This window comes from Stenotrophomonas hibiscicola ATCC 19867, assembly GCF_000382065.1.
GTDB classification, from domain to species: Bacteria; Pseudomonadota; Gammaproteobacteria; order Xanthomonadales; family Xanthomonadaceae; genus Stenotrophomonas; species Stenotrophomonas hibiscicola.
This window is the reverse complement of the sequence record NZ_KB907500.1, coordinates 675,704-691,265: the sequence shown is the minus strand read 5'-3', so window position 1 is coordinate 691,265 and position 15,562 is coordinate 675,704. Positions and strand designations below refer to the sequence as shown.

The window sequence follows — 15,562 nt, the reverse complement described above, 5'->3', positions numbered from 1 at the left end:
TGTTTAGAAGCGGATGGACCAGCGAGCACTGGCCCCATGGTCGCGGCTTTCACTGCCGAACTGGCCGCTGTAGCCCAGCTCCAGCTGCTGCCGCGGCGTCAGCCACGCCGACAGGCCCAGCTCGGCCACGACAGCGTTCTCGGCAATCGGTGCGCCTTCGACTGCAAAGGGCGTGCTGCTGTTGGCAAAGGCCAGGTTGGCCACCTGGCTGCGGTCTCCGAAGGCGCGGCGATAGCCCAGACCACCGCGCAGATGCAGCCAGCTGTCCTGCTGGAATGATGCCTTCAGGCCCTTGTCGAAGCGCAGCCCTGCGGTAGCGGTGGTGGTGCCGGTGTCGTCCACCTTGCCGTGCAGCGCCGCCGCGCCACCGCGCTCGTTGATCTGCTTGAGGTCCACTTCCACGCGAGCCACCTGCAGGTAGGGCTCCAACCCGCCTTCCGCGTTGCCGAAGCGATAGCCCGCTTCGATGAACGCTTGGCGCGCATGCGCGTTGTAGCGCGCGCTCAGGCTGTCACTGAAGCCGGCGAAGCCGACATCGCGCGTGCTCTTCACCTTGTGCTTGCTCCATGCCACGCCACCGCGCAGGCCGAAGCCGCCCCAGGCGTGGCTGGCATAGGCGCCGACGTGCGTGTTGTCGATCTTCGACTTGGCACGGCGCTCCAGCTGCTTCACGTCGGTGCGGCCGGTACCGGCCAGCACGCCGACCTGCCAGCCATCGAACTCGCGGTCGATGCCCACCAGCAGGCCATTGCTGTTGGCATCGGTGCGCGCGGTGTTGCTGTTGCCATCCAGCCTGCTGTTGCCGCCCAGTGCCTGCACCCAGGCACCGGTGGCGTCACCCGTATCGGATCCCGGTGCGGTTGCGCCGGCACGGCGTGACAACGCAGCGTCACGGACATGACGGCTGCCTTCCACCAGCGCCAGCGAGGTGGCTGCGTGCAGCTCGCCGCTGAGGCCATCGAGTACGGCACCGACCTGCTGCGGGAACAGCTGTGTCAGCGGCTTGGGCAGGCCCTGGTTGATCGCCAGGCCATCGGCCGCCGCCGCAACCGCATGCTGGTTGGGCGTAGTGGCCGCACTGGCCAGCGATGCACCACGGGCCACGTCGATGCGTGCTCCGTTGGCACCGTACGCCAGGCTGAACTGCAGGAACGGCGAGAACGCGCTGAAGTCGGTCTTCGCGAACTGCCCGTTGAGACCGCCGTCGGCGCGGATGAAATTGAACTGCTCGCCGAGGTAATAGGTGCCCGGCTCCGGCAGCGCGAGCAGGGTACCGCCCAGGGTGGCGGTGCCGGTCACGTGCAACTGGTCACTGCGCCCGCCTGGAGCAAGTTCGGCGGCATAGACGCCGGTTGCGCCCTGCACGTAGTTACCGTTGATGGTGAGCGTGCCGATTGAATTGCCGGGCGCGATGATGCCGTCGACTTGGGTGGTGCCGAGCGTACCGACACCCTTCAGCAGGCCGTTGGCACCGACCGTGGTGGTGCCGCCGGTCTGCGTGCCGTTGAAGGACACCACGCCGCCGTTGACGCTCAGGTTGCTGTCCTTCAGCACGGCGCTGGCGCTGACCGTACTCACGCCACCGGTAGTGGTCAGTGCGGTGGAGAACAGGCTGCCGTTAAGCAGGAACTGGCCGCCCTGCACTTCGACCGCCGCGGTAAGCGCGTTGGCGCCGTTCAGTTCCAGCGTACCGTCCTGCAGTACCGCGCCGTTGAAGCTGTTGTCACCGCTCAGGCGCAACCAGCCGATGCCGGACTTGTTCAGCTTGCCGGGGCCGCCGATGTCATTGGTCCAGTCATCCCAGGCGTCGCCTTCCCACACCTTCAGGCCACCGGCCTTCTGGTTCATCACCACGTTGGTATCCACGCGCAGCGAGCCGTAGCCTTCGATGGCCTTGCGCAGGTCCATCAGTCCCCAGCCGTAGATCTCGTCGATGCCGGGTGCGCCAAGATCACGCGCGGTGGTCAGCAGCACGTCGCGGACCTGCGCGCTGTCCAGATAGGGGAAGCGTTCGAACAACAGGCCCAGCGCACCGGTGACGTGCGGTGCGGCCATCGACGTGCCGCTGAGCAGCCCGTAGCTGTAGGTTGGCACGCGCTGGGTGACGTCGAGCGACAGGTTGCCGTTGGCATCAACGCCCAACGACGCCGCAACGGCGGAGTCATCGCCGTAGACCGTGGAGTTGATGTTGGAACCCGGGGCCGCCAGGCACCAGTTGGCGCTGAGCCCGCACTTGTTGGAGGTCAGGCTGAGGGTGAAATCCTGTCCAACGTTGACGACGCTGAGCCAGTATTTTTCGATGTCGGCGAAGGCACGCGGCAGGGTGGCGTACATGCCGGCGATCGGGCTGGCCGATACAGGAGCCGCAGCACCGCGCGCCGGCGAATTGCCTGCCGCCCAGACCTGGATCATTCCCCTGGCGCGTGATCCGTCTGCATAAGTGGCAAGGTAGTCGCGATAATCGGGATCGTTGTAGATCCGGTCCATCAGCACCGCATCGGGTTCCTTGCTCAGGCCCCAGCTGTGGTTGACCGCGCGCACGCCCTGGGCATTCATCTGCGCATACATGTCGACCACGGCGGACGAATCCGGCCCGACGCTGCCCAGCGAGACTACCGAATACCCGGTCGCCGTACGCTGCCATTCGCTGGCGCTGTTGAAGAACAGGCGGGCCACACTGAGATCGGCGCCGAAGGCCACGCCATGCATGCCGTTGCCATCACGGTTGGCAGCGATGGTGCCGGCAACATGGGTGCCGTGCACTTCGTAGCCGATACCGGGCTGTACATAGGGCCCCGCCAGGATCAGATCGCGGATGTTCTGCGGGACGTTTGCGTTGAACCCGACGTAGCTGACCTGCACGTCGTCGCCGTCACTTGAGAAGCAGGCGCCGGGGCCAGTGAGCTGTGCAGTGTTGGTGCAGCGCGTGCCATCGGCGAGCACGTCGGCGATGTGGATGCTGCGATGGTTCTTGCCAGCGAATTCCGGATGGTCCAGGCCGGTGCCACTGTCGAACACGCCAAGGCGGATGCCGGTGCCCGTCAGGCCACGCGCATAGGCGTCGTCGGCGTGGGTCGCCGCCAGGCCCCAGTCGGCGTTGAATTCCTCCGTGTGCCAACTGGCCGGATCACCTGCGTTACCGAGGAGCGACGTGCTGCTGGCTGCTGCCGTGGGTGTTGCGGCCGCTGCATTGGCGCCGGCCGACGCGCTCGCCATCGACGTGGGCTGCGCCCATGCGGCCTGCAGGTGGCGCTGCTGCTGCCAAGCGTCGAGTGACTCGCTGGCCATGGCGGGAAGCGCTGCAGCCAGCAACAGCGAACTGGCCACGGCCAACGCCAGGCGGCTGTGCAGCGGGAAGCGGGAGTGGGACGAACAGCCGTGCTGCGGGTGATTCATCGGACAACATTCCTTGGTTGACGGACAACAACGCCGTTAACCCCGCAGCGCGCCAATCACCCCCAGTAGTGTGAAGGAATTTTTATGAACGCGTTAAGGTGGCGTGACGCCGGTGTTCACGTTGCCTCGCGGCTCCCCCGCTACCGTGAGCCGGCCTGGGCTCACCAGGCTTATCAGGGAGTGATGGTGATGCGTACTGTCAGGAAAGTGATCGTGGCGGCGCTGTTCGCGCTGGTGTGTACCGGTTCGGTGGCGGTGGCGGGCCCTGTCGAGCCTTGCGACGCGCCCTGCTGGCGGGCCTACCAGATGTGCCTGGCCAGTGGGGCCGACGCTGGGGAATGCCAGCAGGCGTACAATACCTGCGTGGTCGATCTGTGCATGGGCGTGTGAGTCGCGCCGATTGAGCCGTGTGGGAGCCCCGTCACTGACGGGGCTCTTCTGTTTCCGTGGAAGGTCGGGCAGTCTGGATGGGCCCTGTCCAACGGAAGCATGCCATGGCCGTCAAACGCGTCGTCGCCAACATCGCCACGGCTGAGCCGGAACGGGCCGCTGCCTTCTATGGCGAGCTGCTTGGCATGCCCGTGGTGATGGACCATGGCTGGATCGTCACCCATGGCGGGCAGGGCAGTGCGCTGGCGCAGGTCAGCTTTGCCAGTGAAGGCGGTTCCGGCACTGCGGTGCCGGACCTGTCGATCGAGGTGGACGACCTGCAGCAGGTGCTGGAGCGCATGCGTAAGGCCGGCATCGCGCTGGAGTATGGGCCGGTCGATGAACCCTGGGGCGTGCGCCGCTTCTTTGTCCGCGATCCATTCGGGCGGCTGTTGAACATCCTCGTGCACACCTGAGCAGGACGGTTCCAACGCCGCCTGCTACCCCGTGACAGGCCGACCCTGCGTGGCAATCGACATCACAGGGGCTGGCAGGACACGCGCGTGCGCTCATCGCGCAACCGGGCGCAATGCACGCCGCGCCGCGGATGCTTACGTGGTACCGCAGTGGCACGGCCGTCGGCGTCGGCTGGGCGATGGCATCGGCCGGTACCCTCCTGGCCCAGCTTGTGGCTGCAGGACGGCACCGCCGACGGGAAACGGCCTGGCCGCGTGATGATCACTTCTGCTGGCGGTGCGGAGCCTCTCCACCATGCTCGATCTGCTGCTGCTGCTGCTGCTGCTGCTGGCGCGCGTTGGCGTGGCGCGCGTGCCCACCCTCGCGCCCGATCGCGGCCATGTGCTGCCGATCACGGCTGATCGCCTCGCCGCCCTTGCGGCCTGCCGCACGTGCCTCATCGCGGCTGAACTCATGCGCATTGCCGGAGGCATGCGCCGCACGTCCGCCTTTGGCAGCGATCGCGCGCTGCTTGGCCTGGTCCATCGAGGCGAAGCCCCGGTTGGAGCGGTGATTCTGCTCAGTCATGGGAAGTATCCTTCTGCATGGGCGGCGCCGTGGTCGGCGACAGCGCCAATGCTTGGCCAGTGCGTGCTAAGCCGAGGTCGCCATCCCCGCCGTGGTCTTCACCCGGCATGCGCACGTGGTTGATGAGTCCGCCATTCAGGCGAATGCCAGGACCACCACCACCGGCGAACACGCGGGGTGTCGCCGACGCACTGCATCAGCGCAGGCGGGCGTCGCGCAGGCGTTGCGCGAACGGTCGTTGCTCCAGCACCTTCAATGCCTCACGCAGCACCTGTTCCAACGACTGTCCAAGATCGGCGTCGAGACTGCGGGCCGCTAGCGCCGTAGCCTGCCACTGCGCCTGCAGCGCCGGCAATGCCTGCAGGGCGTGCGGGCTCAACTGCAGGATGCGTTCGCGGCTGTCCTCGCCCACCGCAGCGTGCAGCCAGCCGTCGCGCACCATCGCTGAAACCGTCTGGCTGAGCGCGGAGTGGCTGAGCCCGCAGGCCAGTGCCAGATCCTTGATGCGGCAGGGGCCCTGCACCATCAGCGTGCGCAGCACCGGGGTGTAGCGCGGCCGGTAGTCCAGTTGCAGATCCCGGTAGGCCTGCTCGACCGCCGGGTCGAGCTGGTCGAGCAGGGCACGCAGCAGCGTTCCCAGAGTTGCACGTTGGAGATCCATGATGACAATGATATATAAGCACTTATATATTATCAAGGCGACGGAGGCGATCATGACGGTTTCGTGGATGCTTGGCGCGTTGCTGGCGGCCGCCTGCCCGGCGCAGGACGCCGTGCTGCTGGCAGCGGCCACGGCGATAGAGGCGCAGTACCTGGATGCGGCCGAAGGCGCACGCATTGCCGAAGCCGTGCGCGGCTGGTCCACCCAGCAGCGCTATGTGGACAGCTGCTCGGATCCGAAGGCTTTCAGCGCACGCCTGAACCAGGACCTGGACACGTTCGATGGCCACTTCCATGTAGAGCGCGTGGACGCAACGGCCGGCCAGGACGACTGGCTGATGGCATGGCGCGCGGATGCGCGCAGCAATGGCGCTGGCATGCGCGAGGTACGGGTGCTGGAGGGCAACATCGGTTACCTGCGGCTGAGTACATTCTATCCGCTGGATCTGGCCCGGCCGAAACTCGCCGCCGCCCTCGAGCTGCTGGCCGACACCGATGGCCTGGTGCTGGATCTGCGCCAGAACGGCGGCGGGGATGACGGCAGTGCCGACCTGCTGGTGCGCACGCTGTTGGACGCGAAGATCGACGCGGTGCAGCAGTTGGACCAGCGCGGGCGGCGCACGCTGGTACCACTGCCGCCGGCAAGCCTGCCCACTTACCTGAAGCCGCTGGTCGTGCTGATCGATCGCCGCACCGCGTCGGCTGCCGAGTTCGTCGCCTACTCGCTGCAGGCGCTGGGCCGTGCACGCATTGTCGGCACGCGCAGCGGCGGCGCTGCACACATGATCGATGATCCTGTGCTGCTGCCGGATGGCTATCAGATCAGCATTCCCGATCGGCAGCCGATCAATCTACATACCGGAACCAACTGGGAACGCACCGGTGTCACGCCTGACGCGGCAGGCGGTGACGATCCGCTGTTCGTCGCGCGGCAGCTGCTGGCCCGATCGGCCTCGCGGGAATGAACGCACAATTGCAATTGCGCCCTATCGCAGACGACATGCAGCGTGCCTAGAATCGAAGCATCCCGGTAGTTCCCGGGCGCTTCGAGTGAATGGACTCAATGAAGATTCTGCTGACCGGCAGTTCCGGGCGGATCGGGCGCGCGATCTTCGGCGCATTGGCGGCCTCCCACGAAGTGGTGGGGCTGGATCGCAGCCCATTCGCCACCACCCGCATCATTGCCGATGTCACCGATCACCAGGCTGTCGCACGGGCGGTGCAGGGCGTTGACGCCGTGATCCATACCGCCGCCCTGCACGCACCCCATGTCGGCCTGGTGCCGGACGGGGTGTTCCACCAGATCAACGTGGAGGCGACCGCGCACCTGCTGCAGGCCGCACGCGAAGCCGGGGCGCGGCGATTCGTGCTGACCAGTACAACCGCGCTGTACGGCCACGCCGTGGTCGCCGGTGGCTGCCGTTGGATCGATGAAGACACCGAGCCGTTGCCGCGCACGATCTACCACCGCACCAAGCTGCAGGCCGAAGCACTGGCCGAAGCCGCTGCGGCGCCGGCCTTCAGCGTGCGCGTGCTGCGCATGGCCCGCTGCTTCCCCGAGCCGCCCGAACGCATGGCGATGTTCCGCCTGCACCGCGGTATCGACGCACGTGATGTAGCCAGCGCGCATGCTGCGCTGCTGCTGGACGAAGGCGCCGCTTTCGCGCGTTACATCGCGTGCGCTCCGACGCCGTTCCGGCGTGAGGATTGCCTGGAGCTGGCCACCCACCCGCGCAGCGTGCTGGCACGCCGCGCGCCACAGCTGCTGGCCGAGTTCGAACGACGGGGCTGGCCGCTGCCGTTGAGCATCGATCGCGTCTACGACAGTGCCCGCCTGCGCAGCGTGCTGGGCTGGCAGCCGCGCTTCGGCCCGGACGACGTGCTGCAGCAGTACGCCGCCGGCAGCATTGAGGTGCTGCCAAGGGCGGAGTGGATCAAGGATCGGGTCGCCGAATGAGATGGTCGCAGGGGGCGGGGCACCGAGCCCACCCTGAGCAGGTTCAGGAATGTGCAAGCCGCTGGCCTCAATCTCGATGGCGGCCGGCCGCTAAACCCGGTGTGCCTCGTGCACCGGGCGCGGCCCGGCGGCCGGTGGCCTGCGCGACGGATCGCGCGCCTGCGCGGTGTCCTCGTGACGCCGGTCGTCCTGAATTGCCTTGCGGACCCTCCCATGCCTTCTTCCCGCTCCGCCACTGCCCAACGCCCGGGCAGCATCGCCCACAAGCTGATGCTGGGCACCGCTGTGATCGCGCTGCTGTGCTTCGGCCTGACCGCGTTCCTGATCTACCGGCAGGCCAGCGCCAGTCTGATCAGCGCCTCGCGCCAGACAATGACCAGCGAGGCCAACGCCGAGGCGCGCCAGGTGGCGGCTGACCTGGGCACCGCCTTTGCCAGCAACGATGCCATGGTTGAAAGCGTGCTGGCCCAGCGTGCCCGTGGCGACGTGCCCGACCGCGCCAGCCTGGCGGCGGTGCTCGGCGAACAGCTGCGTGCTCATCCGCAATGGCTCGGCAAGAGCACCATGTGGGAGGCCGATGCCTTCGACGGCAAGGATGCGGAGTTCGTCAATACCGAAGCACACGATGCCACCGGCCGTTACATGAGCTACTGGGCCTGGCAGGACGGCAAGCCGCAGCAGTCGGTGATGACCGATTACACCGAGACCGCCAGCGGATCGGGCGACTGGTACATGGGGCCCAGCCGCGACAAGCTGCCCAAGGTCAGCGAACCCTACGCCTATGACATCGCCGGCCAGAAAGTGCTCATGAGCACCCTGAGCACGCCGATCATCGAGAACGGCAGATTCCTGGGCGTGTTCACCGTGGACTTCTCGCTGGCGGCGTTGCAGAAGCACCTGGCCACGCTGAAGCCGATGGGGGCCGGTCGTGTCGAACTGCTGTCGCCGAAGGGTGTGGTGCTGGCCTCGGCCAATGCCGCCGAGATCGGCAAGCCGCGCAGCGACGCGCAGACCCGCAGCATGCTGGCCGACATTGCCGCCGACCGTCCGTTCGAGGCCTTCACTCCGGATGCGGCCGGCAATGTGCGGGTGTATGTACCGCTGCGGGTCGGCGATGCGCCGCAGCGTTTTGCCCTGGGCGTGGTGATGCCGCACGCGGTGATCGTGGCTGAGGCACGCCAGCTGCTGTGGCTGACCCTGCTGGTCGGCGTGATCGCCGCGCTGAGCCTCAGCGCCGGTGTCCATGTACTGCTGCGCCGCCTGGCGATCCGCCCGTTGGCCGAAGCGGTGCGCGTGGCCGGTGATGTCGCCGCCGGCAAGCTGGACAGCACGCTGCCGGCGCGCAGCAACGACGAAGTGGGGCGCCTGCTGGACGCGATGCAGGGCATGCGTGGGCAGTTGCAGTCAGTGATGGCTGCGCAGGCCGAAATGGCGCGCCGCCACGATGCCGGGGAACTCAGCTACCGCATGGATGCTGCGGCGTTCCCGGGCGAGTACGGCCGCATGGTGGCCGACAGCAACCAGCTGGTGGCCTCCAGCAATGCGGTCACCCAGCGCCTGGTCGAGGTGATGCAGCGCTACGCCGTGGGCGACCTCAGCGTGGACATGGAAGCGCTGCCGGGCGAGAAGGCGGCATTCACCGCCGCGATGGCAACCACCAAGGGCAACCTGGCTGCGATCAACGAGCAGATCCAGCAGCTGGCCGCCGCCGCCGCTGCCGGTGATTTCGCCGTGCGCGGTGATGCGCTGCGCTTCGAGCATGATTTCCGCCGCATGGTGGAGACCTTGAACACAATGATGCAGGTCAGCGACCACAACCTGGCTGCACTGTCTACGCTGCTGCGGGCGATCGCCGCCGGCGACCTCACTGCGCGCATGCAGGGTGAGTTCCACGGGGTGTTCGCGGTGATGCGCGACGATGCCAACAGCACCGTGCAGCAGCTGACTCAGATCGTCGGACAGATCCAGCAGTCGGCGGCCAGCATCCGCCTGGCCGCTGGCGAGATCGCGGCCGGCAACAGCGACCTGTCGCGCCGCACCGAACAGCAGGCCGCCAATCTGGAAGAAACCGCCGCGTCGATGGAGGAACTGACCTCCACCGTGCGCCAGAATGCCGACCACGCGCTGCAGGCCAACATGCTGGCCGGTTCCGCAGCGGGCGTGGCCAGCGAAGGGGGCGAGGTGGTCAGCCAGGTGGTGCAGACGATGCAGCAGATCGAAGCCTCGTCGCAGCGCATCGCCGAGATCATCTCGGTGATCGATGGCATTGCGTTCCAGACCAACATCCTGGCATTGAACGCGGCGGTGGAAGCCGCGCGCGCCGGCGAGCAGGGCCGTGGCTTCGCCGTGGTCGCCAGCGAAGTCCGTGCGCTGGCGCAGCGCTCAGCGGGTGCCGCCAAGGAGATCAAGGAGCTGATCGACGCTTCGGTGGCACAGGTCGGAGCCGGTGCGCAGCTGGTGCACGGTGCCGGACGCACCATGCAGGACATCGTCGGTCAGGTCGGCCGCGTGAATGAGATCATGGCCGAGATCTCGGCCGCCTCGCGCGAACAGTCGGCCGGCATCGAGCAGGTCAACCAGACCGTGGTGCAGATGGACGAAACCACCCAGCAGAATGCTGCACTGGTGGAGGAAGCCAGTGCAGCAGCCCGCTCGATGGAGGAGCAGGCCGAGCAGCTGGCGGTGGCGGTGTCGCGCTTCCGCCTGCAGGCCGGGCCGATGGCCACGGCACGCCGCGCGGCCTGAGCCAGAAAACGAAGACGCCCGGCGGAGGCCGGGCGTCGCTTGCATCCTTGCCGCGCATCCCTGCGCAGGTCTGATGGCTCAGAACATGCCTTCAAACGGGTTCCAGCTGGTGCGCCCTTCCACCTTCTCCAGGTAGTAGCTGTAGTTGGTGCTGGAGGCGACCAGCAGGTTCATGGCGATGAACAGCATGCGCCCGACAACGTCGGGAAGGAACATGGTGATGATGGCCAGTACGATGTTGATGCCGATCACCACCAGTGCCTTGCGCCACATGCCAAGGATCAGCAGGTAGATGGCGCCGAAGAACAGCGCGAAGAAGTTCAGGTTGATCTTCAGGCGATCACCAAAGGACAGCGCCTTCCAGGCCTGCTTGAAGCCGGGGTTCTTGGGGGCGCCGTGCTGGCGGAAGAAGTTGAAGCGGAACTGCCACTTCGGGCTGAACTGGGACAGGTCAGTGGTATTCATTGGGGAAACATCCCTGTGAGAAAACGTTTTCATGATAGGACAAGTCCTATTCAGGATCCAAGCGCTGCCGTCAAAAATGTGACGCCTGCCTTGTTCCGACGGCTGCGGCCCGGCGCCGCACCGTCACCCGCCCGCCTTGTTTTTAGGTTAGGGTGCGCAGTTCCGCTGCCGCCGCGGTTGACCCCGGCGGCGGCGGGATGTCCATGGAGGTTGCATGACTACAGCTGCTACACCGGAAAACGCACCGGGGCCGGTGCTCCTGCCGACACCTGAAGTGGTGCAGGCACAACAACTGCTCGCGCGCCAGCAACTGGCGGTGGCGATGGACCGTGCGCGCACGGCCGCCACGCGGGACGCGGCGCCGGCCGCGCTGGAAAGCGAGTAATCCGCCACCGTTGATCGCGCTGGCATCACGCCAGCGCGATCACGGCGCGCGCGGGGCTCAGAACCGTGCGGTCATGCTGAGGAAGTAGCTGCGCCCAGCGACGAAGTAGTCGGTGGAGCCTTCGGCATACAGCGTCTTGTCGGCCAGGTTGCTGATGCCACCGCGCAGGGTCAGCACCTCGTTGACGTTAAGCGCTGCGGTCAGGTCATACAGCGTGTAGGCCTTGAGGAAGGTCGTCGCCGTGCCGGTCTGCTTGCCGGTGTACTGCGCCGACAGGCTGCTGGAAAACACCGTACTGGGCGTCCAGTCCAGCGACGAATAGCCAGAGAATTCCGGAGTATCGATCAGGTTGCGGCCGGTGGTCAGGTTCTTGGCTTCCTTCATCCAGGTCGCCGAGGTGCGCCAGCGCCAGTGCTCGCCGAAGCGGAAATTGAGGTTGCCTTCCATGCCGCTGGTGCGTGCGCGCTGCACGTTGCTCATCCGTGTCCACCAGATGCCGTTGAACCTGCCCAGCGGTGCGTACTCGATCTTGTTCCTGAAGTCGGTGTGGAAGTAGGTCAGGCCGGCATCGACCAGGTCGTTGTCGAAGCTGATGCCGATCTCGCGGTTGGTGCTGGTTTCCGGGTCCAGGTCCGGGTTTCCGGCCATGTAGCAGCCGCCGCGGGTATAGCCCAGCGGGATCAGCGAGGTGCAGCCACGGCCCCCGGACTGGGTGGCGGCGCTGGGCGAGTTCTCGGTCAGGCTGGGCGCGCGGAAGCCCTTGGAAACGCCACCGCGGATGGTCCATTGCTCGGCCGGATGCCAGACCAGGTAGGCGCGCGGGCTGACGTGGCCACCGAACTTCTCATGGTGGTCCAGGCGCGCGCCCAGGGTCAGTGCCAGGGTGCGGTGCAGCTTCAGTTCGTCTTCTACGAACAGGGCCCAGGCATCCACTTCCAGATCGGAACCGCTGACGGCATTGCCGGCATAGTCGATCGGCGCGCGGCCGATGGTATCGGTGTTGGTCAGTTCCTGGCGCTTCCACTGGCCGCCCACGGCAAACTGGTGTTCAACGCCGAGGGTGAACGGCGTGGTCAGGTTGCCCTCGATGATCGTATCTGTTGCTTCGGAACGGCCGGTAGCACCGATGTTGTTCCTGTACTCGGTCCAGTACGCACTGATCTTCGAATTGCCGAAGCTCCACTTGCCATCGTGGTTGAGCGCCAGCGAGCTGCGCTTGAGCTCACTGGCACCCCACGCGCTTTCATCCTGCTTTTCCAGCGACGCATCGATGAAGGCCTGCTGCACGCCATGGCCGGCTTCCAGCGACAGCGCCTGTGCGTCGCTCAGGTTCCACTGCAGCAGCGCGTCGACATTGCGGTCCTTCTCGCCCGCATAGGCATTGCCGTAGACACCGCCGTTGGAGCGGTCCGAATCGCGGCGCATGCTGTTGGCGCCGATGCGCAGGCCAAAGCGCTCGCCGAGCGGGCCGGAGAACGTTGCGCCGATCTGCCGGGTATCGCCGCGCTTGCCGTCAGCGGGGCGGGTGTAGCTGTGGGTGGCGCTGCCGCTCCAGTCATCACCGATGCGCTTGGTGATGATGTTGATCACCCCGCCCATGGCATCGGAGCCATACAGCGACGACATCGGCCCGCGCACCACTTCGATGCGTTCGATCTGCTCCGGCGAGATCCAGTTCAGATCCTGACGGCCGAGGTCGGGGCGGTAGTTGGTCGACGCCGAGCTGCCCATGCGCTTGCCGTCCACCAGCACCAGCGTGTAGTTCGACGGCATGCCGCGCAGCTTGATCTTGGACTGCTCGCCGACCGCGCTGAGGCCACCGGTCACGCCCGGCACACGGCTGAGCAGGGTGGCCAGGTCGTGCACCGGCTGACGTTCGATGTCCTCGCGGCTGATTACGCTGATGCTGGCCGGGGCATCCTTGATCCATTGCTGGTTGCCCGAGGCGGTAACCACCACGGTATCCAGATTCGTGGTGGAGGCATCGGCGCTGGCCTCTGCGGCAGCCATGCCGGGCAGGCCAAGCAGGCAGGCGGCGGCCAGGGCGCTGGCCAAGCGGGTGCGCGGCGGGCGCGCGGGACGGGAACGGGACAGGGGCATGATGGCTTCCATCGGAGGAGGGAGACCCGATGGAGGCAGCAGGCGCACGCAGACAGCGGGCAGCTCCCTTCCATGGGTCATACGGCGCCGGGGCTGGAACCGGCGCAGCTGGGTGGGTTTTGACCGTGCGGACGACGGCAACCTGCCTGGTTCATGAAATGATAACCGTTCGCATTTGTTACGATCCAGCACGGGAGGCGACGAGGTGACATCCGATACCTGGCTGCCAGACTCGCCTGCTGTTTGCTGAATGGGGATAAATCCCGGCGTAGGCCTTCGCACCCGGCTTACATCCGGCGCCCTAGACTGGGCCGCATTTTCGATTCCGCCCTGTTGGAGATCGTGTGGGTTCCGGTAGTGACAGACAGCGACTGCGCGGCGTGAGGCCGACGCAGCCAGGACAAGTGCGGGCGCCGGGAAAGCGCGCCGGGAACCTTGGTGCATGCAGCCCGGCCGGGATGGCCGGCCGTGCCGACCGCGCGGAGTAGGCGGCAATGGGGGTGCAGACCATCCATGCGGAAGCGGATACGCCCCGGCTTGATGCCGGCTGGGCGCTGCTGCCGGTGGAATCGCCGTTGCAGATGCCCGAGCAGACCCTGCGCGAGGGCCATCTGAAGGTTCGACGCCACCGCACCTCGCCGCGGCTGATCGGCCTGCGCCGGTTCTACATCTTCGGCGGCACGCTGGCGATGACCGCCATCGCTACCCGGATGATGTGGCGGGTGCTGTCGGCCAACGGCATCAGCGTGCTTGAAGCCTGCCTGCTGGTGCTGTTCGTCGGCCTGTTCGCCTGGATTGCGCTGTCGTTCGCCAGTGCCGTGGCCGGCTTCCTGACGGCGGTGTTCGACCGGGGTTACCGGCTGGGCATCGATCCGGACAAGCCGCTGCCTACGGTACACAGCCGCACCGCGCTGCTGATGCCAACCTACAACGAAGACCCGCGCCGCCTGCTGGCGGGCCTGCAGGCGATCTACGAGTCGGTGGCGGCCACCGGCCAGCTCGACCGCTTCGACTTCTTCGTGCTCAGCGACACCCGCCGCGAGGACATCGCCGGTGCCGAGGAACAGGTGTTTGCCGAACTGCGCGAGCGTGTACCTGATGGCCGGGTGCGGCTGTTCTACCGCCGCCGTGGCGACAACAGCGGGCGCAAGGCCGGCAACATCGCCGACTGGGTGCGCCGCTTCGGCGGCGCCTACCCGCAGATGCTGATCCTGGACGCCGACAGCCTGATGACCGGCGACAGCATCGTGCGCCTGGTGGCCGGCATGGAACACAACGCCGACGTCGGCCTGATCCAGACCCTGCCGTCGGTGATCGGTGGCCGTACCCTGTTCGCGCGCATGCAGCAGTTCGGTGGCCGCGTGTACGGGCCGGTGATTGCGCGTGGCGTGGCCTGGTGGCATGGCGCCGAGAGCAACTATTGGGGCCACAATGCCATCATCCGCACCCGCGCCTTCGCAGACCACGCCGGCCTGCCAGCGCTACCAGGACGCAAGCCGTTCGGCGGCCATGTGCTCAGCCATGACTTCGTCGAAGCGGCGCTGATGCGGCGTGGTGGCTGGGCCGCGCACATGGTGCCCTACCTGGGTGGCAGCTACGAAGAAGGCCCTCCGACACTGACTGACCTGCTGGTGCGCGACCGCCGCTGGTGCCAGGGCAACCTGCAACACGGCAAGGTGGTCGGCAGCCGTGGGCTGCACTGGATCAGCCGCACGCACATGCTGATCGGCATCGGCCATTACTTCACCGCGCCGATGTGGGCGATGCTGATGCTGATCGGCATCGCCATTCCATTGTTCCAGGAAGGCATTGATTTCAACGCCCTGCTGCACCTGTCGCCCAGCGTTTACTGGCGCGCACAGGACGAAGAACAGGTGGTTCGCCTGTTCGCTGCCACCATGGCCGTGCTGCTGCTGCCCAAGGTGCTGGGGTACCTGGCAATGCTTCTGGAGCCGGTCGACCGTCGTGGCTGTGGTGGCGCGATCCGCGCGTTCGTTTCGATGCTGGTGGAAACCGTGCTGGCCGCGCTGATGGCGCCGGTGGTGATGTACGTGCAGTCGCGCGGCGTCGCCGAAGTGCTGTCCGGACGCGATTCCGGCTGGGACGCGCAGCAGCGTGACGACGGTGGTATCTCGTGGCTGGCGCTGATCCGCGGCTATGGCGGCCTCGGCGTATTCGGTGCCTTCATGGGCGTGCTGGCCTGGGCCGTATCGCCGTCGCTGGCCGCGTGGATGGCGCCGGTGGTGATCGGCATGGTGCTGGCGGTCCCGGTGGTGGCGCTGACGTCATCGCGCGGGCCGGGTACCTTCCTGCATCGGCTTGGCCTGCTCGATATCCCCGAAGAGAACATCCCGCCGCCGGTGCTGGTACGCGCTGCACAGCTGCGCCGGGAAGCGGCCGAACAACCGCCGCTGTACTGATCGCCCTGCGGCAGCGGCATA

Annotated in this window: 12 protein-coding genes; 7 read left to right on the top strand and 5 right to left on the bottom strand. The window is 66.7% G+C overall.

Translation table 11 applies throughout. The annotated features are described in order from the left end of the window. Positions 1-3: 3 nt before the first annotated feature. Positions 4-3,396 (bottom strand): autotransporter domain-containing protein, encoded by a 3,393-nt coding sequence (locus tag G370_RS0111670; protein ID WP_019660758.1) that lies wholly within the window; start codon positions 3,394-3,396, stop codon positions 4-6. Positions 3,397-3,585: 189 nt separating this feature from the next. Here G370_RS0111670 and G370_RS0111665 point away from each other — a divergent pair, with 189 nt between their 5' ends. Both G370_RS0111665 and G370_RS0111660 read left to right on the top strand, forming a co-directional pair. Continuing rightward, entirely contained in the window at positions 3,586-3,786 is a 201-nt protein-coding gene (locus G370_RS0111665) for a hypothetical protein (RefSeq protein WP_026347100.1), read from the top strand. Between the two features lie 104 nt (positions 3,787-3,890). Next, complete coding sequence (locus G370_RS0111660; protein ID WP_019660756.1) at positions 3,891-4,241, top strand: VOC family protein; 351 nt, start codon at positions 3,891-3,893, stop codon at positions 4,239-4,241. A 262-nt stretch (positions 4,242-4,503) separates the two neighbouring features. On the opposite strand, the gene G370_RS0111655 is transcribed toward G370_RS0111660, so the two are convergent. Together G370_RS0111655 and G370_RS0111650 are read right to left on the bottom strand one after the other, a co-directional pair. Then, entirely contained in the window at positions 4,504-4,809 is a 306-nt protein-coding gene (locus G370_RS0111655; protein WP_019660755.1) for a KGG domain-containing protein, read from the bottom strand. A 196-nt stretch (positions 4,810-5,005) separates the two neighbouring features. Continuing rightward, a complete protein-coding gene (locus G370_RS0111650; RefSeq protein ID WP_019660754.1) occupies positions 5,006-5,470 on the bottom strand; it encodes a MarR family winged helix-turn-helix transcriptional regulator in 465 nt (154 codons plus the stop codon). A 52-nt stretch (positions 5,471-5,522) separates the two neighbouring features. Here G370_RS0111650 and G370_RS0111645 point away from each other — a divergent pair, with 52 nt between their 5' ends. The 3 genes from G370_RS0111645 (at position 5,523) to G370_RS0111635 (ending at position 10,171) form a co-directional block, all read left to right on the top strand. Continuing rightward, entirely contained in the window at positions 5,523-6,434 is a 912-nt protein-coding gene (locus tag G370_RS0111645) for a S41 family peptidase (protein ID WP_019660753.1), read from the top strand. Between the two features lie 98 nt (positions 6,435-6,532). Continuing rightward, on the top strand, positions 6,533-7,426 hold the full coding sequence (locus G370_RS0111640) for an NAD-dependent epimerase/dehydratase family protein (protein ID WP_019660752.1): 894 nt from the start codon (positions 6,533-6,535) through the stop codon (positions 7,424-7,426). 213 nt (positions 7,427-7,639) lie between these two features. After that, positions 7,640-10,171 (top strand): methyl-accepting chemotaxis protein, encoded by a 2,532-nt coding sequence (locus G370_RS0111635; protein WP_019660751.1) that lies wholly within the window; start codon positions 7,640-7,642, stop codon positions 10,169-10,171. 78 nt (positions 10,172-10,249) lie between these two features. Here G370_RS0111635 and G370_RS0111630 read toward each other — a convergent pair whose 3' ends face one another. Further along, a complete protein-coding gene (locus tag G370_RS0111630; protein ID WP_019660750.1) occupies positions 10,250-10,636 on the bottom strand; it encodes a DUF2628 domain-containing protein in 387 nt (128 codons plus the stop codon). Between the two features lie 214 nt (positions 10,637-10,850). Here G370_RS0111630 and G370_RS1000000121755 point away from each other — a divergent pair, with 214 nt between their 5' ends. Then, positions 10,851-11,021: a hypothetical protein gene (locus tag G370_RS1000000121755; protein ID WP_021204097.1), complete on the top strand. Its 171-nt coding sequence runs from the start codon at positions 10,851-10,853 to the stop codon at positions 11,019-11,021. Between the two features lie 57 nt (positions 11,022-11,078). Here the strand turns inward: G370_RS1000000121755 and G370_RS0111620 are convergent, their stop codons facing one another. Next, positions 11,079-13,121, bottom strand: a complete 2,043-nt coding sequence (locus tag G370_RS0111620; RefSeq protein WP_019660749.1) for a TonB-dependent receptor domain-containing protein — start codon at positions 13,119-13,121, stop codon at positions 11,079-11,081. A 494-nt stretch (positions 13,122-13,615) separates the two neighbouring features. On the opposite strand from G370_RS0111620, the gene mdoH reads away from it, so the two are divergent. Beyond that, positions 13,616-15,541, top strand: coding sequence for a glucans biosynthesis glucosyltransferase MdoH (gene mdoH, locus G370_RS0111615; protein WP_019660748.1), 1,926 nt, complete (start codon positions 13,616-13,618; stop codon positions 15,539-15,541). Positions 15,542-15,562: the final 21 nt, after the last annotated feature.